Source organism: Microbacterium sp. USHLN272, assembly GCF_037149655.1.
Taxonomy (GTDB): Bacteria; Actinomycetota; Actinomycetes; order Actinomycetales; family Microbacteriaceae; genus Microbacterium; species Microbacterium galbinum.
On the sequence record NZ_JBBCRA010000001.1, the window covers coordinates 1,178,329 to 1,199,867 of the forward strand.

General features: G+C 70.0%; 19 protein-coding genes and 1 riboswitch. Of the genes, 14 read left to right on the forward strand and 5 right to left on the reverse strand.

Annotated features, from left to right (window positions below; all coding sequences use genetic code 11):
* Positions 1 to 26: 26 nt before the first annotated feature.
* From WFJ97_RS05790 to WFJ97_RS05800, 3 genes are all read right to left on the reverse strand, one after another.
* Positions 27 to 407: a VOC family protein gene (locus WFJ97_RS05790; RefSeq protein ID WP_247623096.1), complete on the reverse strand. Its 381-nt coding sequence runs from the start codon at positions 405 to 407 to the stop codon at positions 27 to 29.
* A gap of 113 nt (positions 408 to 520) precedes the next feature.
* Positions 521 to 2,398, reverse strand: a complete 1,878-nt coding sequence (locus WFJ97_RS05795) for an FAD-dependent monooxygenase (RefSeq protein WP_336641861.1) — start codon at positions 2,396 to 2,398, stop codon at positions 521 to 523.
* Positions 2,399 to 2,516: 118 nt separating this feature from the next.
* On the reverse strand, positions 2,517 to 3,896 hold the full coding sequence (locus tag WFJ97_RS05800; RefSeq protein ID WP_336640784.1) for an MFS transporter: 1,380 nt from the start codon (positions 3,894 to 3,896) through the stop codon (positions 2,517 to 2,519).
* Between the two features lie 142 nt (positions 3,897 to 4,038).
* Between WFJ97_RS05800 and WFJ97_RS05805 the strand changes: the two genes are divergently transcribed.
* The 8 genes from WFJ97_RS05805 to WFJ97_RS05840 are packed head-to-tail and all read left to right on the forward strand — an operon-like array spanning position 4,039 to position 11,768.
* On the forward strand, positions 4,039 to 5,532 hold the full coding sequence (locus tag WFJ97_RS05805; RefSeq protein WP_336640785.1) for a fumarylacetoacetate hydrolase family protein: 1,494 nt from the start codon (positions 4,039 to 4,041) through the stop codon (positions 5,530 to 5,532).
* Positions 5,529 to 6,212, forward strand: coding sequence for a GntR family transcriptional regulator (locus WFJ97_RS05810; protein WP_247623100.1), 684 nt, complete (start codon positions 5,529 to 5,531; stop codon positions 6,210 to 6,212). The genes WFJ97_RS05805 and WFJ97_RS05810 overlap by 4 nt, the downstream gene beginning before the upstream one ends.
* The gene (gene hpaE / locus WFJ97_RS05815; protein WP_336640786.1) at positions 6,209 to 7,705 is read left to right on the forward strand and encodes a 5-carboxymethyl-2-hydroxymuconate semialdehyde dehydrogenase; all 1,497 of its coding nucleotides are present in this window, start codon (positions 6,209 to 6,211) and stop codon (positions 7,703 to 7,705) included. The genes WFJ97_RS05810 and hpaE overlap by 4 nt, the downstream gene beginning before the upstream one ends.
* Positions 7,706 to 7,746: 41 nt before the next feature.
* Entirely contained in the window at positions 7,747 to 8,913 is a 1,167-nt protein-coding gene (hpaD, locus tag WFJ97_RS05820) for a 3,4-dihydroxyphenylacetate 2,3-dioxygenase (protein ID WP_336640787.1), read from the forward strand.
* A 9-nt stretch (positions 8,914 to 8,922) separates the two neighbouring features.
* Positions 8,923 to 9,708 (forward strand): 2-keto-4-pentenoate hydratase, encoded by a 786-nt coding sequence (locus WFJ97_RS05825; RefSeq protein ID WP_336640788.1) that lies wholly within the window; start codon positions 8,923 to 8,925, stop codon positions 9,706 to 9,708.
* Positions 9,693 to 10,511 (forward strand): HpcH/HpaI aldolase family protein, encoded by an 819-nt coding sequence (locus tag WFJ97_RS05830; protein WP_336640789.1) that lies wholly within the window; start codon positions 9,693 to 9,695, stop codon positions 10,509 to 10,511. The genes WFJ97_RS05825 and WFJ97_RS05830 overlap by 16 nt, the downstream gene beginning before the upstream one ends.
* 37 nt (positions 10,512 to 10,548) lie before the next feature.
* Positions 10,549 to 11,271, forward strand: a complete 723-nt coding sequence (locus WFJ97_RS05835; RefSeq protein WP_336640790.1) for a DUF6882 domain-containing protein — start codon at positions 10,549 to 10,551, stop codon at positions 11,269 to 11,271.
* Between the two features lie 59 nt (positions 11,272 to 11,330).
* Positions 11,331 to 11,768, forward strand: a complete 438-nt coding sequence (locus WFJ97_RS05840; protein WP_247623106.1) for a hypothetical protein — start codon at positions 11,331 to 11,333, stop codon at positions 11,766 to 11,768.
* Positions 11,769 to 11,805: 37 nt separating this feature from the next.
* On the opposite strand, the gene WFJ97_RS05845 is transcribed toward WFJ97_RS05840, so the two are convergent.
* Entirely contained in the window at positions 11,806 to 12,684 is an 879-nt protein-coding gene (locus WFJ97_RS05845) for a bifunctional methylenetetrahydrofolate dehydrogenase/methenyltetrahydrofolate cyclohydrolase (RefSeq protein WP_247955759.1), read from the reverse strand.
* The gene (glyA, locus tag WFJ97_RS05850) at positions 12,681 to 13,955 is read right to left on the reverse strand and encodes a serine hydroxymethyltransferase (RefSeq protein ID WP_247623108.1); all 1,275 of its coding nucleotides are present in this window, start codon (positions 13,953 to 13,955) and stop codon (positions 12,681 to 12,683) included. Before glyA ends, WFJ97_RS05845 begins: the two co-directional genes overlap by 4 nt.
* Positions 13,956 to 13,993: 38 nt before the next feature.
* Positions 13,994 to 14,078, reverse strand: a riboswitch (ZMP/ZTP riboswitch).
* Between the two features lie 52 nt (positions 14,079 to 14,130).
* Between glyA and WFJ97_RS05855 the strand changes: the two genes are divergently transcribed.
* The 6 genes from WFJ97_RS05855 to WFJ97_RS05880 all read left to right on the forward strand — a co-directional run bounded on the left by WFJ97_RS05855 (position 14,131) and on the right by WFJ97_RS05880 (position 21,524).
* Positions 14,131 to 15,654 (forward strand): family 20 glycosylhydrolase, encoded by a 1,524-nt coding sequence (locus WFJ97_RS05855; protein WP_336640791.1) that lies wholly within the window; start codon positions 14,131 to 14,133, stop codon positions 15,652 to 15,654.
* Positions 15,654 to 16,829 (forward strand): N-acetylglucosamine-6-phosphate deacetylase, encoded by a 1,176-nt coding sequence (locus tag WFJ97_RS05860; RefSeq protein ID WP_336640792.1) that lies wholly within the window; start codon positions 15,654 to 15,656, stop codon positions 16,827 to 16,829. Before WFJ97_RS05855 ends, WFJ97_RS05860 begins: the two co-directional genes overlap by 1 nt.
* Positions 16,830 to 17,306: 477 nt before the next feature.
* On the forward strand, positions 17,307 to 19,385 hold the full coding sequence (locus tag WFJ97_RS05865; protein ID WP_336640793.1) for a sigma-70 family RNA polymerase sigma factor: 2,079 nt from the start codon (positions 17,307 to 17,309) through the stop codon (positions 19,383 to 19,385).
* 9 nt (positions 19,386 to 19,394) lie between these two features.
* On the forward strand, positions 19,395 to 19,766 hold the full coding sequence (locus WFJ97_RS05870) for a YrdB family protein (RefSeq protein WP_247632700.1): 372 nt from the start codon (positions 19,395 to 19,397) through the stop codon (positions 19,764 to 19,766).
* Entirely contained in the window at positions 19,763 to 21,127 is a 1,365-nt protein-coding gene (locus WFJ97_RS05875; protein WP_336640794.1) for an FAD-binding oxidoreductase, read from the forward strand. Before WFJ97_RS05870 ends, WFJ97_RS05875 begins: the two co-directional genes overlap by 4 nt.
* On the forward strand, positions 21,120 to 21,524 hold the full coding sequence (locus tag WFJ97_RS05880; protein ID WP_336640795.1) for an NUDIX hydrolase: 405 nt from the start codon (positions 21,120 to 21,122) through the stop codon (positions 21,522 to 21,524). The genes WFJ97_RS05875 and WFJ97_RS05880 overlap by 8 nt, the downstream gene beginning before the upstream one ends.
* Positions 21,525 to 21,539 lie beyond the last annotated feature (15 nt).

Below are 21,539 nucleotides of genomic sequence, written 5' to 3' on the forward strand. Positions count from 1 at the left end.
CCCTCAGCCCCGCGCCACCCAAATCCTCAGCCCTGCGCGCCGTAGTCGGGCAGCTCCTGCAGCGTCCAGGTGTTGCCGTCCGGGTCGTCGAACGACACGAACCGCCCCCAGTCGAGATCTTCGACGCCGCGGGCATCGACCCCGAGGCCCCGCAGGTGGGCGAGAGCCTCGTCGGCATCCGGAACGACGACCTGGATCGAGTTCTGCTGACCCGGCTCGAGATCCAGACCCAGCCCGGTGCCGAACGCGATCGAGCACGCCGAGCCCGGCGGAGTCATCTGCACGAACCGCAGACCCTCGGTCGGGGTCTGGTCGTGGTCGGCGTTGAAGCCGATCTTCACGTAGAAGTCCTTCGCGCGGTCGACATCCGACACCGGCACGAAGATGAGTTCGATCTTCCAGTCCATCACGCCACTCCTCAGGTCACGGCGGGCGTCATCGCCCGTCCGCATCCACGGTAGGCCGCGCCTCCGACATTCGCCAGATCAGACCCCGGAGCAGGCGGGAGAGAATGTCAGCCTCACCGCGCCGGCAGCATCCCCTCAGCCAGGAACTCCGCCAGCTCCCGCACGCCCGCCTTATCCAACGGCAGGATCGCGGCGACGTACTGGTCGGGCCGCACCACCACGACGACGCCGTCGCGCGACAGTCCCCGCTCGGCGAAGATGTCGACGTCGGTCCACTTGCTGGGCCCCGCCGCGTACACCTTCTCCCAATCGACGAGACCGAGCGGCCCGGTCCGCGGCTGGAACAGCGCCGGCGTCGTCGTCACCTCGACGTCCTCGAAGGGCTGCTGATACACGGCCTTCACATCGAACACGGCATCCGCGTCGGCATCCGCCGGGGTGAATCGCTCGAAGAGCGGTGCCGCAGCCTGCGCCCACGCAGCCAACCGTTCACCGGACGCGTCGCCGAAGGCGTAGACGCGCCACCGCCCGTCGGCGCGCGCGTGGTGTCCGAGGTGCACCACGTTCCCGTCGCCCACCCGCACGACCTCCGCAGATCGGAAACGCTTCCCGAGCGGGAAGCCGGTAGCCAATCCCTGATGCGCATCCGATCCGGTGATCATCGATGCCGAGTACTGCGTCATGAACCCCGACGGGAACTCGGCCGTCGCGAGGTAGTACGTCGCGAGCTCCTGCGGGTCCGAGATCTCCTCCGGTTTGCGCGCCATGAGGCTCGACCACTCGCGATCGAAGTCGATGAGCTGCTGCGCGACGGGTCGCCGCTCGGCGCCGTACGTCGCGAGCAGCGCCTCGGGCGCGCGGCCGGTGAGCACCGAACCGAGCTTCCACCCGAGGTTGAAGCCGTCCTGCATCGAGACATTCATGCCCTGCCCGGCCTTGGCGCTGTGCGTGTGGCAGGCGTCGCCGGTCAGGAACACCCGCGGCGAGCGCCCGGAATCCTCGGGGGCGTCGTCGAATCCGTCGGTCACGCGATGGCCGACCTCGTAGACGCTGTGCCACGCCACCTCGCGCACGTCGAGCGTGTACGGGTGCAGGATCGCATTCGCCCGACGGATGATCTCCTCGATCGGCGTCTGCCGCACACGGTGGTCGTCATCGTCCGCGACCTCGCCGAGGTCGATGTACATGCGACTGAGATAGCCGCCCTCCCGCGGGATGTGGAGGATGTTCCCGGCGCGCGAGTTGATCGCGCACTTGGTGCGCCAATCGGGGAAGTCGGTGTTCACCAGCACGTCCATGACGCCCCAGGCGTGCGCCGCGACGTCGCCCACATGGATCCGACCGATCGCCTCGCGCACACGACTGCGAGCACCGTCGCATCCGGCGACGTACTTCGCCCGGATGACCCGTTCCTCCCCTGTCCGCGCTCCTGCGACGTACCGCACGCGCACCTCGACCGGGTACTCGCCCTCGTCGTGCACGGTCAGCCCCTCGAATGCGACGCCGTAATCGGGCACGATGCGTGCGGGCCCGTCGGCGGCCGCCTCTGCGAAGTAGTCGAGCACGCGCGCCTGGTTGACGATCAGGTGCGGGAATTCGCAGATGTCGTAGGCGTAGTCGGCGGTGCGCGCCGTGCGCACGATGCCGGCGGCGTCGTCGGGATCGGGCCCCCAGAAGTTCATCCAGCCGATGTTGTAGGCCTCGGCGGTGATGCGCTCGGCGAACCCGAACGCCTGGAAGGTCTCGACGCTGCGCGGCTGGATGCCGTCGGCCTGACCCAGTACAAGCCGTCCGTCGCGCTTCTCGATGATGCGGGTCGTCACGCCCGGATACTGCGACATCTGCGCCGCGAGGAGCATTCCCGCCGGCCCCGAGCCGACGATGAGCACGTCAACCTCGTCGGGCAGGTCGTCGGGTCGCTCGATACCCGTGCCCGCGGCATCCTGCACGCGCGGGTCGCCGGAGACATAGCCGTGGTGGTGGAACTGCATCGTCGTCGATTCCTTCCGAACTTCTCTCATTGTGCGCGGCTTCTGCGCTCCCGTCGCACTTTTCCGTCGGCCCGGGTGCACCGAGCCGACGGAAACTGCGATGGGACGGATCCGCGGGTCAGGCCCGGGCGAGTCCGTGGATCGGGCTCACGGCCTGCTCCTCCTCGTGATCCGGGCCGAGCGGAATGCCGGAACGGTCACGCAGCAGCAGCGTCGCGATGAGTCCGATCACGGTCATACCGGCGAGGTACCAGGTGACGGCCTGCGTCGAACCGGTCGCCGCCACGATGGCCGTCGCGATGGTCGGGGCGAAGGCGCCTCCGGCGATGGCACCGATCGCGTAGGAGATCGAGACGCCCGAGAAGCGGATGCTGGCCGGGAACAGCTCCGTGTACAGCGCCGCCTGCGGGCCGTACGTGAAGCCGAGGCCGATCGTGAGGATCGCGAGGCCCGCGAAGACGAGCCCGATCTCCCCGGTGTTCACGAGCGGGAACAGCGCGAACACGCCGCCGAGCTGCAGCACCCAGCCGACGATGTAGGTCGTGCGGCGGCCGATGCGGTCGCAGATCCACCCCGCGACGAGCGTGCTGATCAGCCAGGTGACCGCCGATCCTGCGACGGCCCACAGCACCGGACCGCGCTCGAGTCCGATCGGACCCTCGGGGTTGGTCGTGTATCCCTGGATGTAGCCACCGGTGGTCATGTAGCCGACGGCGTTGTTGCCCGCGAACACGAGCGCGGCGATGATTACGAGCAGCGCGTGCTTGCGGAACAGCTGCACGATCGGCATCTTCGCCTTCTCCTTGCGCTCCGCGAGTTCGGCGAAGACCGGGCTCTCCTCGACGCGGCGACGCACGTAGTAGCCCACGAGGATCAGCACGACGCTGAGCAGGAACGGCACGCGCCAGCCCCACGCGAGGAACTGGTCGCCCGGCGCGATCACCGTCATGAGCGCCATGACACCCGAGGCCAGCAGCAGACCGAGCGGAACACCGATCTGCGGCGAGGCGCCGAAGATGCCGCGCTTGGCGCGCGGGGCGTGCTCGACGGCCATGAGCACCGCGCCTCCCCACTCCCCGCCGGCCGAGATGCCCTGCAGGATGCGCAGCAGGACGAGCAGCACCGGGGCGGTGATGCCGATCGTCTCGTATGTCGGCAGCAGACCGATAAGTGCGGTCGCGAGGCCCATGAGGATGAGCGTCCACATGAGCACCGTCTTGCGTCCGAGCTTGTCGCCGTAGTGGCCGGCGAGGAACGCTCCGAGCGGGCGGAAGAGGAAGCTCACACCGACCGTGGCGAACGCGATCAGGGCGCTGTCGGCGCCGAGCGGCGCGAAGAACAGCTGCCCGAACACGAGCCCGACGGCCGTGGCGTAGATGAAGAAGTCGTACCACTCGACGGTGGTCCCGACCACCGTGGCGAAGACGACGCGGCGACGGTCGGCCGCCGTCGCGATGGTTCCGGTGGGTGTGAAACCCGCCTGTGACTGACCGCTCATGCGGTGTCTCCTTTGTTCGTGACTGCATTGTCACGGCGTGCATCCGAGTCTCGGTCGGAGGTGCTTGCCGGGGGTGGAAGCGATGATATATGATTTCGGATACGACGCACAAGGTGTCGGAGAATGCGCGAGGAGGCGCCCCGTGACGGATACCATCGCCCGCCCCGGCAAGATCATCGCGATCCATCTGAGCTACGCCTCCCGGGCCGACCAGCGCGGGCGTCGCCCCGCCGCCCCCTCGTACTTCTTCAAGCCGTCCAGTTCCGTCGGGGTCTCGGGCGGCACGGTCGAGCGTCCCGCGGGCACCGAGTTGCTCGCGTTCGAGGGCGAGATCGCGCTCGTCATCGGCACCCCCGCCCGGCGGGTAGCTCTGGCGGATGCCTGGACGCACGTCGCGTGGGTCACGGCGTCGAACGACCTCGGCCTCTACGACCTGCGAGCGAACGACAAGGGATCGAACGTGCGCTCGAAGGGCGGCGACGGCTACACACCCCTCGGGCCGCACCTCATCGACGCCCGCACGGTCGACCCGACGGCGCTGCGCGTGCGCGCCTGGGTCAACGGCGAACTCCGCCAGGACGACACGACGGCCGGGCTGATCTTCCCGCTCGCGCAGCTCGTCGCCGACCTGTCGCAGCACTTCACGCTCGAGCCCGGCGACGTGATCCTCACCGGCACTCCGGCCGGGTCATCCGTCATCGTCCCCGGCGACGTGGTCGAGATCGAGGTGGATGCTCCCGATGCTTCGGGCTCTCCCACCTCGGGCCGGCTCGTCACGACCGTCACGCAGGGCCACGTCGCCTTCGACGAGACGGTCGGGTCGCTCCCCGCGGTCGACGACCTGCAGCGCACCGAGGCCTGGGGCTCCGCCGAGGCCGCCGGCCTCGTCGAAGCGTCCCCCACGCTCTCCTCCGCCCTCCGCGCGAAGCTCCTCGAGGCCCCGACCGCCGGGCTCTCGGCCCAGCTGCGCAAGCGCGGCCACCACTCGTGCTTCATCGACGGCGTCACCGCGAACATCCCGGGCTCGAAGATCGTCGGCACCGCGAAGACGCTGCGCTTCGTCCCCTTCCGCGAAGACCTCTTCGCGAGCCACGGCGGCGGCTACAACGCCCAGAAGCGCGCGTTCGACGCCGTCGAGGAGGGTGAGGTCATCGTGATCGAGGCGCGCGGCGATGCAACCACCGGCACGCTCGGCGACATCCTCGCCCTGCGCGCCCGCACCCGAGGCGCGGCCGGGGTCGTCACCGACGGCGGCGTGCGCGACTTCGACCAGGTCGCCGACATCGGCCTCCCCGTCTTCTCGCAGGGCGCGCACCCCTCGGTGCTCGGTCGCCGGCACGTGCCCTGGAAGGTCGACGTCACGATCGCCTGCGGCGGGGCGACCGTGCAGCCCGGCGACATCGTCGTGGGCGATGGTGACGGCGTGATCGTGATCCCACCCGCCCTCGCCGAGGAGATCGCGAACGCCGCGATCGCCCAGGAGCACGAGGATGCGTGGATCGCGACGCAGGTCGAAGCGGGGCATCCCGTCGACGGCCTGTTCCCCCTGAACGCCGAATGGCGCGCCCGATACGAGGCGGAGACCGCCCGGCAGAACGAGACCGCCCCGCACACCGAGACGGGCACGAACGCATGACGACCACCGCCGCCAGCAAGTCCGAGGTCGCGTACGAGTGGATCCGCTCGCGCATCACCGGGCACATGTTCAGTCCCGGCTACCGCCTGGTGCTCGGCTCGATCGCCGACGACCTGAAGATGAGCGTCGTGCCCGTGCGCGAAGCCATCCGCCGTCTCGAGGCCGAGGGACTCGTCACCTTCGAGCGCAACGTCGGCGCCCGGGTCACACTCGTCGACGAGAGCGAGTACGCCCACACGATGCAGACGCTGGGCATCGTCGAGGGGTCGGCGACCGCGCTCTCCGCCCCGTTGCTCGATGACGACGCCCTCGACGAGGCGGCCCGCATCAACGACCGCATGGCCCGGATGCTCGACCACCTCGACGCCCATGCCTTCACCGAGCTCAACCGGCAGTTCCACTCCGTGCTGTTCGAGCCGTGCCCCAACCCGCATCTGCTCGACCTCGTGCACCGCGGGTGGTCGCGGCTCTCCGGCATCCGCGATTCGACCTTCGCGTCGATCCCGGGCCGCGCCCAGCACTCCGTCGAGGAGCACACCGAGATCCTCGACCTCATCCGAGCGGGCGCCGATCCGCTCGAGATCGAACTCGCCGCCCGCAACCACCGCTGGCGCACGATGGACGCGTTCCTCGACGCACTGCACACCCGCACCGCCCCGACGACCGGAGACCAGTCATGACCGATCCGCGCATTCCCGCCGACCTGCCCGACCACATCCAGCACTACATCGACGGCGCCTTCGTCGACTCGGTCGACGGCGACACCTTCGACGTGCTCGACCCCGTGACGAACACGACCTACACGACGGCATCCGCGGGCAAGAAGGCCGACATCGACCGGGCCGTCGCCGCCGCCCGCCGCGCGTTCGCCGAGGGCCCCTGGCCGCGCATGCTCCCCCGCGAGCGCTCCCGCGTGCTGCACCGCATCGCCGACATCGTCGAGTCGCGCGATGCCCGCCTCGCCGAGCTGGAGTCGTACGACTCCGGCCTTCCGATCACGCAGGCGCTGGGCCAGGCCCGCCGCGCCGCTGAGAACTTCCGCTTCTTCGCCGACCTGATCGTCGCGCAGTCCGACGATGCCTTCAAGGTGCCGGGCCGCCAGATGAACTACGTCAACCGCAAGCCGATCGGCGTCGCGGGGCTCATCACCCCGTGGAACACCCCCTTCATGCTCGAGTCGTGGAAGCTCGGCCCGGCCCTCGCGACCGGCAACACGGTGGTGCTCAAGCCCGCCGAGTTCACGCCCCTGTCGGCGTCGCTCTGGGCCGGGATCTTCGAGGAGGCGGGCCTTCCGCAGGGCGTCTTCAATCTCGTCAACGGGCTCGGTGAGGATGCGGGTGACGCGCTGGTGAAGCATCCGGACGTGCCCCTCATCTCGTTCACCGGCGAGAGCCGCACCGGGCAGATCATCTTCGGCAACGCCGCCCCCTTCCTCAAGGGCCTGTCGATGGAGCTCGGCGGCAAGTCGCCCGCCGTGGTCTTCGCGGATGCCGATCTCGAGGCCGCGGTGGATGCGACGATCTTCGGCGTCTTCTCGCTCAACGGCGAGCGTTGCACGGCCGGCTCGCGGATCCTCGTCGAACGCTCGATCTACGAGGAGTTCGTCGAGCGCTATGCCGCGCAGGCGAAGCGCGTGAAGGTCGGCTACCCGCACGACCCGACGACCGAGGTGGGCGCACTCGTCCACCCCGAGCACTATGACAAGGTGATGAGCTACGTACGTGTAGGCAAGTCCGAGGGCCGGCTCGTCGCCGGCGGCGGGCGCCCCGAGGGCTTCGACGAGGGCAACTTCGTCGCCCCGACCGTCTTCGCCGATGTCGCCCCCGACGCCCGGATCTTCCAGGAGGAGATCTTCGGCCCCGTGGTCGCGATCACCCCGTTCGACTCCGACGACGAGGCGCTCGCGCTCGCGAACGACACGAAGTACGGCCTCGCCGCCTACATCTGGACGAATGATCTGAAGCGCGCCCACAACTTCGCGCAGTCGGTCGAGGCGGGCATGGTGTGGCTGAACAGCAACAACGTGCGCGACCTCCGCACCCCCTTCGGCGGCGTGAAGGCCTCGGGCCTCGGCCACGAGGGCGGCTACCGCTCGATCGATTTCTACACCGACCAGCAGAGCGTGCACATCACACTCGGCGGTGCCCACAACCCCACCTTCGGCAAGAACTGACCCCCTCCTGTCACGCAGGAATCGACAGCAAGGACGCTGACATGACCGACAAGACGCAGAAGACTCTCACCTCCTCCGGCTACTACGTGTCGCAGGAGGCACCGATCCACTCCGACAACCCGGTCGCGACGCCGACCAGCACGCCGCCCGACATCCTGCGCTGCGCCTACATGGAACTCGTGGTCACCGACCTCGCCGCCTCGCGTCAGTTCTACGTCGACGTGCTCGGGCTGTACGTGACCGCCGAAGACGACGACGCGATCTATCTGCGCTCGACCGAGGAGTTCATCCACCACAACCTCGTGCTGCGCCGGGGACCGATCGCCGCCGTCGCCGCGTTCTCGTACCGGGTGCGCAGCGCGGAAGACCTCGACCGCGCCGTCGCCTTCTACACCGAGCTCGGCTGCGACGTGCGCCGCGAGCCGAACGGCTTCGTGCAGGGCATCGGCGACTCGGTGCGCGTGGTCGACCCGCTCGGTTTCCCCTACGAGTTCTTCTTCGAGACCACCCACGTCGAGCGCCTCTCATGGCGCTACGACCTGCACACCCCGGGCGAGCTCGTGCGCCTCGACCACTTCAACCAGGTCACCCCCGACGTGCCCCGCGCGGTGCGCCACTACCAGGACCTCGGTTTCCGCGTCACGGAGGACATCCAGGACGACGAGGGCACCGTGTACGCCGCGTGGATGCGCCGCAAGCCCACCGTGCACGACACCGCGGCGACCGGCGGAGACGGACCCCGCATGCACCACGTCGCGTTCGCCACGCACGAGAAGCACAACATCCTCGCGATCTGCGACAAGCTCGGCGCGCTCCGCCGCTCCGACGCGATCGAGCGCGGCCCCGGCCGCCACGGCGTCTCGAACGCCTTCTACCTCTACCTGCGCGACCCCGACGGACACCGCGTCGAGATCTACACGCAGGACTACTACACCGGCGACCCCGACAACCCCGTCATCACCTGGGACGTGCACGACAACCAGCGTCGCGACTGGTGGGGTAACCCCGTCGTGCCCTCCTGGTACACCGAGGCGTCGCTCGTGCTCGACCTCGACGGTAACCCTCAGCCGGTGATCGCCCGCACCGACTCCAGCGAGATGGCGGTGACGATCGGCGCCGACGGCTTCTCGTACACGCGGCCGGACGAGGGCGAGGCATCGATGCCCGAGTACAAGCAGGGCGAGTACAAGCTCGGCCATCAGCTGTAGGAGATACGGATGCTGTCAGCAGAGGTCATCGCGCAGATCGCCGCAGAATTGGCCCGGGCCGACCGGGAGCACACGGTGATCCCCCGGATCACGGCGCGCTGGCCCGAGGCGACGATCGAGGACTCCTATGCGATCCAGGGCGTGTGGCGCGACACGCAGGTCGCCGCGGGACGCACGCTCGTCGGCCGCAAGATCGGACTGACGTCGAAGGCCATGCAGCAGGCGACGGGCATCACCGAGCCCGACTACGGGGTGATGTTCGACGACACGGTCCACGAGTCCGGCGCCGAGATCCCCGTCGACCACTTCTCGAACGTGCGCATCGAGGTCGAACTCGCGTTCGTGCTCAAGCATCCGCTCGAAGGCCCCGACTGCACGCTCGACGACGCGCTCGCGGCGATCGACTACGCGGTCCCCGCGCTCGAGGTGCTCAACTCGCACATCGAGCTCGAGGGCCGCACGATCGTCGACACGATCAGCGACAACGCCGCCTACGGGGCGATGGTGCTCGGCTCGGTGCGCAAGCGTCCCGATGAGATCGATCTGCGCTGGGTGCCCGGCGTGCTGTCGCGCAACGGCGAGATCGAGGAGACGGGCGTCGCCGCGGGCGTGCTCGGTCACCCGGCCACCGGCGTCGCGTGGCTCGCGAACAAGTTCCACCAGCACGGCGCGCGCCTGGAGGCCGGCGAGATCATCCTGGCAGGATCGTTCACACGCCCGATGTGGGTGTCGCGCGGCGACGAGGTGCTGTGCGACTACGGACCGATGGGAACGATCGCATGCCGCTTCATCTAGATCCCCCCTTCCGCGACCGGCTCGCGGCATCCGATCGCCCGCTCGTGGGCATGTGGGTGTGCTCGGGCAGCCCGCTGCTCGCCGAGGTCGCCGCGGGCTCCGGCCTCGACTGGCTGCTGATCGACATGGAGCACTCCGCCAACACCCTCGATTCGGTTCTCCTGCAGCTGCAGGCGGTCGCCGCGTATCCGGTGACACCGGTCGTGCGCGCGCCCGCGAACGACGTCGTGGCCCTCAAGCAGATCCTCGACCTCGGCGCGCAGAACGTGATCGTGCCGATGGTGTCGTCCGCCGAGGAGGCGCGGGCCGCGGTCGCCGCCACCCGCTACCCGCCGGAGGGCGTGCGGGGCGTCGGCAGCGCCCTCGCCCGCAGTGCGCGCTGGAACCGCGTCGACGGCTACCTGCGCGATTCGGCGCAGCACACGTCGCTCACGGTGCAGATCGAGACCGCGGCGGGCGTCGAGGCGGCGGGCGAGATCGCGGCCGTCGACGGGGTAGATGCCGTGTTCGTGGGCCCGTCAGACCTCTCGGCCTCGATGGGCCTGCTGGGTCAGCAGACGCATCCGGATGTCGTCGCCGCCGTCGAGCGCGTCTTCGCCGCGGCGAAGGCGGCCGGAACCCCGGTCGGGGTGAACGCCTTCGATCCGGTGGCTGCCGAGGCCTACCTCGCCGTCGGCGCCGACTTCGTGGCCGTCGGTGCCGACGTGGCGCTGCTCGCGCGGGCATCCGAGGCTCTCGCCGCGCGTTTCATCGCCTCGGGTGGTTCGGATGCTCCGGACCGGGGTGAGAAACAGAGCTACTGACTGGCGGATTCATAGGCTCAGCCACGAAACTGTTCGCATGACCTTCGCTGCGCTCCAGCCTCTCGCCGATCGTGCCGCCCTCTACTCCGTGATCCGCCAGGATCAGCTCTCGGCCGCTGCCGATGCGCTGGGCGAGCATCGCTGGGACGCCGACATGACGGCGGGCACCCTCACCTTCACCGCGAACGCCGACCCCTCGCGTCAGCTCGTCACGCGTGCGCACCTGATCGCCACGATCGCCCCGGGGCCGCGCTCGATGCTCTGGGCCTGGGCGCACCCGCAGGGCGACCCGCAGGGCGTCGCCGCGCAGCTGCGCGCCTACGGAGAGGAGCACGGCATCGCCGAACTCACCTCGGCCGAGGTGCCGTTCCCCGCGGATGCCTCGGGCGATGAGGACTGGATCGCCGCGGCCGCGCACACCGTCGGCGGCGTCGCCGTGGAGCTCACCGGCCGCTCCCCGTACTACTCCGCTCCCGTCGGCGGCGGCACACGCGCCGTCTTCCTCCTCGACGCGCCGCTGCCGCAGCTCACCGTGGCCGACGCCATGATCGTCATGCCGCGCATGCTCGCGAGCTTCACCCTGCCCGACGCGCGCACCTCGGTGTGGGATCTCGCCCGGCTCGCCGGCTGGACCCTCACCTGGACCGACGAGGCCTTCTCGGGTGCGACCGTCGTCGACGCGACGGGATCCGCCACCTTCAGCTTCGACGAGCACGCCCGCATCTCGAACGTGCAGAGCTCGCTCGGCGGCCAGCGCTGACATCGTCCCCGGTCGCTCCGGGGATGCGCACTCCGCGCGGGCTGTGGGATTCTGATCCCATGAAGAAGGCAATCGTGCGATTCGGCTCGCTCTACGTGTTCAACGTGGTGGTTCTGCTGCTGATCGGACTGCTGCTGCGAGGCGTCTCGGTGGGATGGCACGCGTTCTGGGCGGCGATCATCCTCACCCTCGCCGCGCTGTTCGTGAAGCCGACGCTGGCAGCCGCCTTCCGCCGATCCGCCGCGAAGTCGGCCGCCGACCGTACGAAGGCGGGCGAGAAGGTCGTCCAGTACGTGCTCGTGTACCTGGTCGAACTGATCGTCTGGGCGCTCACGGTGTGGCTGAGCGGCGTCGACGCCCGCGGATTCTGGGGCTACGTGATCCCGCCGCTCCTGCTGCTGGTCGGGTGGATGATCTACGACCAGGTCGACGACAAGCTGCAGGCGAAGGCCTCCGAGGTCTACGACAGCGTGCAGGCGCGCGTGCGCCGACGCTGACGGCATCCGTCGAGCGGGATGCCGTCAGCGTCTTCGTTCAGGCGAGGCGCTCTGCCGCCTCGACCACGTTCGTCATGAGCAGCGCGACGGTCATCGGGCCGACCCCGCCCGGGTTCGGCGAGAGGAAGCCGGCGACCTCGGCCACGTCGGGGTGCACGTCGCCGGAGACGACGCTCTTGCCCGTCTCGGGGTCGGTCGTGCGGGTCACACCCACGTCGAGCACGGCGGCACCGGGCTTGACGTCCTCGGCACGGATGAGGTGCGCGACGCCCGCGGCGGCCACGATCACGTCGGCCTCGCGGAGGTAGCGCGGCATGTCGACCGTGCCGGTGTGGGTGAGCGTCACGGTCGCGTTGATGTCGCGGCGCGTGAGCAGCAGTCCGATCGAGCGGCCGATCGTGACGCCGCGGCCGACGACCACGACGTGCTTGCCCTTCAGGTCGTAGTCGTTGCGCAGCAGCAGCTCGATCACGCCGCGCGGCGTGCACGGCAGCGGGGTGTGGATCGGGCTGTTGACGTTGAGCACCAGACGACCGAGGTTCGTCGGGTGCAGGCCATCGGCATCCTTCGCCGGGTCGATCCGCTCGAGGATCGCATCGGTGTCGAGGTGCTTCGGCAGCGGCAGCTGCACGATGTAGCCGTGGCAGTCGGGATCGGCGTTGAGCTCGTCGATCAGCGCCTCGACCTGCTGCTGCGTGGCATCGGCCGGCAGCTCGCGCTGGATCGAGTTCATCCCGATCGCCTCGGACTGGCGGTGCTTCATGCCCACGTACAGCTGCGACGCGGGGTCCGCACCGACGAGCACCGTGGCGATGCCCGGGGTGATCCCGCGGGCGCGCAGCGCAGCGACGCGCTCGGTCAGCTCGGCCTTGATCTCGGCCGATGCCGCCTTGCCGTCGAGGACGACCGCGGTCACTGCTGCAGGTCCGGGTAGAGCGGGAAGCCGGCGGCGAGCGCGTCGACGCGGGCGCGGAGAGCCTCGACGTCGGCACCCGGCTGCAGCGCCAGCGCGATGATGTCGGCGACCTCGGTGAACTCCGTGTCGCCGAACCCGCGGGTGGCGAGCGCCGGGGTGCCGATGCGCAGACCCGAGGTGACCATGGGCGGACGCGGGTCGTTAGGCACGGCGTTGCGGTTGACCGTGATGTGGATGTCGTGCAGCAGGTCTTCGGCCTGCTTGCCGTCGATCTCGGCCTCGCGCAGGTCGACCAGCACGAGGTGCACGTCGGTGCCACCGGAGCGCACGGCGATGCCGGCGTCCTTGACGTCCTGCTGCGAGAGGCGCTCGGCGATCAGCGCGGCACCGCGCAGCACGCGCTCCTGTCGCTCGGCGAACTCGGGGGTCGCGGCGAGCTTGAACGCGGTCGCCTTGGCGGCGATCACGTGCATGAGCGGGCCGCCCTGCTGGCCCGGGAACACGGCCGTGTTGATCTTCTTGGCGATGTCGGCGTCGTTCGTGAGGATGAAGCCCGAGCGGGGGCCGCCGATCGTCTTGTGCACGGTCGACGAGACGACGTGGGCGTGGGGCACCGGGTTCGGGTGCAGGCCCGCGGCGACGAGGCCGGCGAAGTGCGCCATGTCGACCCAGAGCAGTGCGCCGACCTCGTCGGCGATCGCGCGGAACGCCGCGAAGTCGAGCGTGCGGGGGTAGGCCGACCAGCCGGCGATGATGACCTTCGGCTTGTGCTCGATCGCGAGGCGACGCACCTCGTCCATGTCGATGACCGAGGTCTCGGGGTTCACGCCGTAAGCGACGATGTCGTAGAGACGGCCCGAGAAGTTGATCTTCATGCCGTGCGTGAGGTGGCCGCCCTGGTCGAGCGAGAGGCCGAGGAGCGTGTCGCCGGGGCGCGCGATCGCGTGCAGCACGGCGGCGTTGGCCGAGGCGCCGGAGTGCGGCTGGACGTTCGCGAACTCGGCGCCGAACAGGCTCTTCGCACGCGAGATCGCGAGTTCCTCGGCGACGTCGACCTCTTCGCAGCCGCCGTAGTAGCGACGGCCGGGGTAGCCCTCGGCGTACTTGTTCGTGAGCACGGAGCCCTGCGACTGCAGCACCGAGACGGGCACGAAATTCTCGGACGCGATCATCTCGAGGAAGGTCTGCTGACGCTTCAGCTCGCGGTCGAGCACCTCGGCGATCTCGGGATCGACCTCGGCGAGCGGGGCGTTGAAGTAACGGTCGGTCATGATGACGGGCTCCTCTGACGACGGATTCGAAGGGTGTTCTCATCGGCCCAGGCGCGCGGTCGAATTCCGTGGTCGGTCGCTCCCCGGTGGTAACCCACCCAGACGCCAGTCGCGACAGAACGAGCATACCGGATTCCCCCTGGTCGACTCCCCGCCGGGCGGCTAGGGTTTGTTCATGGTCTTTACACATCAGCTTCCGCTCGTCCCGGTGCCCGCCGCAGCCGTCGTGCACGAAGGACGGATGCCGATCACCGCGACGACGCGCGTGCACGGCTCCTCCTCCGCCGCCGACGTCCTGACGGCCTCGGCCGCACGGCGCGGCGCCCCTCCCCTCACCTCCGTCGACGAGCCGGCGCACACCCCGGCCCCGGGCGACATCGTGCTGCGCATCGACGCCGACGACGCGGCATCCGAGGGCTACCGACTGTCGGTCGGCACGCACGTCGAGATCATCGGCGCCGACGAGGCCGGCCTGTTCTACGGCGTGCAGACCCTGCTGCAGCTGCTCCGCGAGGACGACGAGGGCTGGAGCCTGCCGTACGTCGAGATCGACGACGCCCCGCGCTTCGCGCATCGCGGAGTGATGCTCGACGTCGCCCGCCACTTCTTCGACGTCGCCGAGGTGAAGCGGTTCATCGACGCCACCAGCGCACTCAAGTTCAACCGCCTGCACCTGCACCTCACCGACGATCAGGGGTGGCGGGTGCACATCGACTCCTGGCCGCTGCTCACCGAGCGGTCATCGGCGACGTCGGCCGGCGGCGACCCCGGCGGTTTCTACACGAAGGACGACTACCGCGAGATCGTCGCCCACGCGGCGTCGCGGCACATGGTGCTGATCCCCGAGATCGATCTGCCGGGTCACACCCACGCGGTCGGCGTCGCCTACCCCGAGCTCGTCGAGGCGCCGGTGCTCAACGACGCCCTCGTCGCGCAGTCCGAGACTCTGGGGCAGCCCCTGCCCGTCGCGGGAGAGACGTACCTCGGCTGGGGCGTCGGCCACTCGAGCGTGCGCATCCGCGAGGAGCGCACCTACGACTTCGTGCGCGACGTCGTGCGCGAGCTCGCCGAGATGACCCCGGGCCCGTACCTCCACATCGGCGGCGACGAGTCGCTGGGCACGTCGCAGGAGGACTTCGACCACTTCGCCGAGCGCGCGACGCAGATCGTCGTGGATGCCGGGAAGATCCCCGTCGCCTGGCACGAGATGGGTGCCGCCGACGGCATCGCCGAGGGCACGATCGGGCAGTACTGGGGCATGAAGGTCCCCACCGGTTCGCACGCCGCCGAGGCCGCGCACTTCGTGGAACGCGGCGGGGCGCTGATCATGTCGGCCGCGGATGCCACGTACCTCGACATGAAGTACGACGAGGAGTTCCCCCTCGGCCTCACCTGGGCCGCCGTGATCGACGTGCGAACCGCGTACGAGTGGGAGCCGACCGCCGTGCTCGACGTGCCCGATGCGGCGGTCCTCGGCACCGAGGCACCGCTGTGGTCGGAGACCACGCGCACGATCGACGACGTCGAGCTGCTCGTCTTCCCGCGCGCCGCCGCGGAGGCCGAGATCGCCTGGTCGCCGCAGCATGGAGAGGGACGCGAATGGTCGTCGTTCCGCGAGCGGCTCGGCGCCCTCGCGCCGCTGTGGAAGGCTGAGGGGACCCGATTCCACCCCGTCGCAGACATCCCCTGGAGCGATTGATGAGCGTCCACCCTGCAGCGACCGGAAGCCTGGTCGTCCACTCCGCGCGCGTCGTGGATCGCGGCGAGATCGTCGACGACGCCTGGGTGCGCTTCGACGACGGCCGGGTCGCCGCACGCGGAACGGGCGCCGACTGGGCGCCCGCCGACGAGGTCGTCGACGCGGCATCCGTCGCCGGCCCCGGTGCGCTTCTCACGCCCGGCTTCGTCGACATCCACGGGCACGGCGGGGCCGGCGCATCGTTCGACGACGGCGTCGACTCCATCCGCACCGCGCGCGACCTGCACCGCGCGCACGGCACGACCCGCGCCGTGGTGTCGCTGGTGACGGCTCCGCTCGATGAACTCGCACACAGCGCCGCGCAAATCGCCGACCTCGTGCACACGGATGCCGACATCCTCGGCTCGCACCTCGAGGGGCCGTTCCTCGATCCGGGGCACCACGGTGCCCACGACCCGTCGCTCCTGCGCGCACCGCTGCCCGATGACGTCGACCGGCTGCTCGCCGCGGGTCGCGGAACGATCCGTCAGATCACGATCGCCCCGGAGCTTCCCGGCGGACTCGACGCGATCCGCCGGATCGTCGCGGCAGGCTCCGCGGCCGCCGTCGGCCACACCGATGCGGATGCCGCAATGTCGGTCGCCGCGTTCGAGGCGGGGGCGTCGATCCTCACCCATGCGTTCAACGCGATGCCCGGCATCCACCACCGCGCTCCGGGGCCCGTGCTCGCCGCCGCGGCCGATCACCGCGTGGTGCTCGAGGCGATCGCCGACGACGTGCACCTCGATCCGCACGTCGTCAAGCTCGTGTTCGACGCCGCTCCCGGGCGCGTGGCCCTGATCACGGATGCCATGGCCGCAGCGGGGAGCGCGGACGGCCGCTACGACCTGGGCGCGGTGAGCGTGACGGTCGAGAACGGCATCGCCCGCACCGTCGAGACGGGGGCGATCGCCGGCTCGACGCTCACCCAGGACGAGGCTCTGCGGCGCGCGGTCGCCGCGGGCGTCGCGCTCGTCGACGCGGTGCGTGCGCTGACCGAGACCCCGGCCGGAGCCGTGGGCTTCGCCTCGGAGCTGGGTGCGCTGCGCACCGGAATGGTGGGCGATGCCGTGCTGCTCGATGCAGAACTGCGCGTGGCGCGCGTGTGGGTCGGGGCGCGACCCCGCAGGGCCTAGATCCTTCCACCGCGCGCCGACGCGCAGCGCAGGCGGCTCCGGTCCCTTCGCGCGGAGGGAGTGGAGGGTGCCGATCCCCCCGGATCGGCACCCTCGGGTTCCCCCACGTAGAGAGGGGGGCCGAGAACTCCTCCCCCGAGGCTCCCGACCCGCCCGACCGATGCGTGAACCCCCTGCATCGGAGCCCGAACCCCGCCCCCCGGTGGAGTTCGTCGTGGCTGTCTCTACAGATGAGACGACGTGCAGCCCGATTCATTACGCGAACCTGGGAAAAAATCTGAGAAAAGTTCTGAGACTCGTGAATATTTGCTTCTGAACAGGCTTTTCTTTTCCAGACTTTTTCGCCGGCGAACTCCGGCGAGGGCTGGCCCTCGGGCGAGTTCCGAGAGAGAATGGAGAACTCGCGTGATGATCCGGCCCATCGCGCGTCTCACTCTGTGAAGGCACATACCCGTGCCCCACGACCGAGGGATCACAGTGCACGAAGAGAACACTCCTCACATCGACGACACGATCGCCGACGCAGACCTCATCCTCCGCACCCGATCGGGTGACACGGGGGCGTTCGGAGAACTCTGGCGTCGCCACTACCCCTCGGGGATCGCGGTCGCACGCTCGGTCACCTCGTCGATCGACCCCGACGACCTCGTGCAGGAGTCGTACACCCGCATCTACCAGGCGATCGTGAAGGGCGGCGGGCCCAACGGCTCGTTCCGCGCCTACCTCTTCACCAGCATCCGCAACACGGCCGCCGCCTGGGGGCGCTCGCGCCGCGAAGACGCGATGGACGAGCTCGACGCGGTCGCCGACCCCGACAGCACCGACCAGGCATCGAACGACGCCCTCGATCGCAGCCTCACCGCGCAGGCGTTCCGCAGTCTCCCCACGCGCTGGCAGGAAGTGCTCTGGTACACCGAGATCGAGCAGATGCGGCCGCAGGAGGTCGCTCCGCTCCTGGGAATGAAGTCGGGCGCGGTCTCGCAGCTCGCGTTCCGCGCCCGCGAGGGTCTGCGCGAGGCGTGGATCCAGGCGCACCTGCGCAGCTCGGCCCCGGGCTCGGAGTGCCAGTGGACGATCGAGCACCTCGGCGCCTACTCGCGCGGCAATCTCGGATCGCGTGACCACCGTCGCATCGAGGCGCACCTCGACGAGTGCGCCCGCTGCATGATCGTGGCCGCCGAGGCGAAGGACGTCTCCAAGCGCCTCGCACTCGTGCTGCTCCCCCTCGTGCTCGGCGTCACGGGCGCCGCGGGGTACCTGGCGACCCTGCAGGGAGGCGGCGCACCGATCGTCGCTCTCGCGGCCATGCCCTCCAGCGTCCCCGGCGGCGTGGTCGCCGGCGACGGCGGATCCGGCGCCCTCGCGGCGGGCTCGACCGCCGGCGGTGCGGGAGCCGGCGGTGCCGGCGGAGCAGGCGGGTCGGCCGGCGGTGGTGCCGGCGGGTCTGCCGGCGGTTCGGCCGGAGCATCCGGCGGGATGCTGTCGGGCATGGGCGCCCTCGTCGGCGCCGGTTCGGCCGCTCTCGTGGTGGCCGGTGTCGTCGCCGCGGCGACGATCATCCCCGGCCTGGCCGGGGCGAACCCGTCGACGTCGCTGCCGAGTGCCGGCGACTCCGATTCGTCGTCGATCTCCTCGGACGTCGGACCGGACGCGTCGATGAGCACCGAACCCGTGGATGACGAGCTCGACGAGCCCGTCGAGAAGCCGAAGGACGAGACCGTTCCCCCGGTGGCCGACGACGAGACGGATGCCGACACCGGCACGGACGTCCCCGCGGCCCCCGTCGTCACGACTCCGGCGAATCCGGCTCCGGGCTCCGGCGGCGATTCGGGTCCCGGGACGGTTCCCACCCCTGCGCCTACGCCCACGCCCACTCCTACCCCCACTCCGACGACGCCTCCGGACGAGGAAGAAGAAGAGCCGCCCGTCGAGGCCGTTCTTCCGGAGGGCGAGCCGAGCATCCTTTCAGCGTCGGTCAGGTGCCTGCCCCCTGAGCGCGGAAACCTCGAGATCACTGTCTATACCCTTCAGGTGGAGGGCGCGCCAGGCGCTCAAGTTCAGCCGTACCTCGGGCTGCTCGACGCTGAACGTCAGACAGACTCCGCCACGATCGATGCAGAGGGAACAGGAACGATCGAGTTCCAACCGTCCGTTCTCGAGATCGTGTTTGGCAAGGTGTCAATTTCCTACTTCATTGTGAACAACGACAAGGAAGTCAAGAGTGGAGACCGGTCCGAACCAGTGTTCCTCGCTGACTTGGTCAACCCCGAGAACGTGCCGTGTGGTTTCGTGGAGGCTCCCGGTGAGATCGACCCCGTGTCAGTCGACGAACAGCCGGTTGAGGATAGTCAGGCCGACGTAACGACTGAGCAGTCCGCGCCCGCGGACCAGCCGGCAGTCGTCGAGGAAGCCCCGGTCGAGCAGCCCGCCCCGGCACCCGTCGAGGACGAGCCCGCAGTGGAGACCGCTCCCGCCGAGACGGATGCCCGGGTCGACGCCGCGGTGACGCCCGAGGTCGTCGTGGTACCGGACGAGGAGCCGGTTCCCGCCGAATAGACTGGATCCATGCCCCAGGATCCCACCCCCGTACCCGGCGTCGAGCGCCCCGTCATCACGGTCATCGACGTCATCCGTGCCGTCGTGCTGGTGGTGGCCGTCGCCTCTCTCGCGCTCTGGGGCTTCGCCACCTGGGATCTCCCCTGGAGCATCGTGGTGGGCATCGGCGCCCCGGTCGTCGTGATCCTCGTCTGGGCGCTGTTCCTCTCGCCGCGCCCCGTGCTGCGGGTGCACCCGTTCCTGCGCGCCGCCGTCGAGCTGCTCATCTACGTGGGCGTCACGATCGCCTGGTGGTCGATGGATCAGGCCCTGGTCGGGTCGGCCTTCGCCCTCGTCGCGATCGTCACCGGCCTCATCAGCGGACGACGCGCACTCGGATGAGCGTCCTCGCGCAGCTGACCGCGGCCCTCGGCGATCTCGTCGACACGCGCGCGGCTGCGCTCGAGGAGGCGAGGGCCGACCGCTCCGGACATGCCGCCGAGGGGCGCCCCCTCGCCATCGTGCACGCCGAGACCGTCGCGCACGTGCAGGAGACGATGCGCATCGCGACCGCGACCCGCACCCCCGTCGTCGTGCGGGGCGCCGGCACCGGCCTCGCCGGAGCCGCGAACGCCGGCGAGGGGGAGATCGTCCTCTCCACCGCCCGCATGACCGCGGTGCTCGAAGTGCGTCCCGACGACCTTCTCGCGGTCGTCGAACCCGGCATCCTGAACGCCGATCTCAACCGTCTCCTCGCCGAGCACGGCGTGTGGTGGGCGCCCGATCCCGCGAGCCGAGAGATCTCGACGGTCGGGGGCAACATCGCCACCGGCGCGGGCGGGCTGCTGTGCGCCAAGTACGGTGTGGTGCGGGATGCCGTACTGGCGGTCGACCTCGTCCTGGCCGACGGCCGCCTGCTGCATCTCGGCCATCGCAGCGTGAAGGGCGTCACCGGTCTCGACCTGACCTCGCTCGTGATCGGCTCGGAGGGCACCCTCGGCGTCGTCGTCGGCGCCACGCTCAAGCTGCGCCGCCGCGTCGTCGGCACGGTCTGCACGATCGCCGCGACGTTCCCCGACGTCCGCAGCGCCGCGACCGCCTCCGCCGCCGTCACGGCCTCGGGCGCGCAGCCCGCCATCATGGAGCTGATGGACGCCGCGAGCCTCGCCGCCGTGCACACCGTCCTCGACCTCCCCGCCCCCACGCCGGGTGCCGCGCAGCTCACGATCCAGACAGACGGGCCCGCCTCCGAGGCGGAGGCCGATGCGATCGCCGAGATCCTGCGCGTCCACCAGGGCACCGTCGCCGTGACGCACGACCCCGTCGAGGGCGAGCGCCTGCTGGCGATCCGCCGGTCGATGCACCAGGCGATGGCATCGCTGGGCACCGCCCTCATCGAAGACGTCTCGGTGCCGCGCAGTGCGATGCCGGCGATGTTCGACGAGATCGCGCGCATCGAGCGGCAGTACGGACTCACGATCCCCACCGTCGCGCACGCGGGAGACGGCAACCTGCACCCGAACTTCCTGTTCGCGGGTGCCGAGACGCCCGCGCACGTGTGGCAGGCGGCCGACGACCTGTTCCGCGCGGCGATCGCCCTCGGAGGCACACTGACCGGCGAGCACGGGATCGGCACCCTCAAGCGCCGCTGGCTCGCCGACGAACTCGGCGACGACCAGTGGGAGCTGCAGCGGCAGATCGCGCGGGTGTTCGACCCGCTCGGCATCCTCAACCCCGGAAAGGTGTTCGCCCCCGATGCCTGACATCCACGTGAGCGCGGCGATCATCGACGACGGCGCCGGACGCGTGCTCGTCGTGCGCAAGCGCGGCACCACCCGGTTCATGCAGCCCGGCGGCAAACCCGAGCACGGCGAGACGCCCGCGCAGACGCTGCTGCGCGAGCTGCACGAGGAACTCGGACTCGAGCTCGACGAGAACGCGATCGAACCCCTCGGCCGGTTCGTATCGGCGGCAGCGAACGAACCGGGCCACCAGGTGGTCGCCGACGCGTTCCGCACGACGATCGATCCGAGCGAGGTCAGCGTGCAGGCCGAACTCGAGGAGCTGCGCTGGATCACGCCCGACGACGTGTCGGCGCTCCCCCTCGCTCCCCTCAGCGTCGAGCACCTGCTGCCGCTGGCGTGGCCCGCTCCTCAGTGAGGCGTGGCCCGCTCC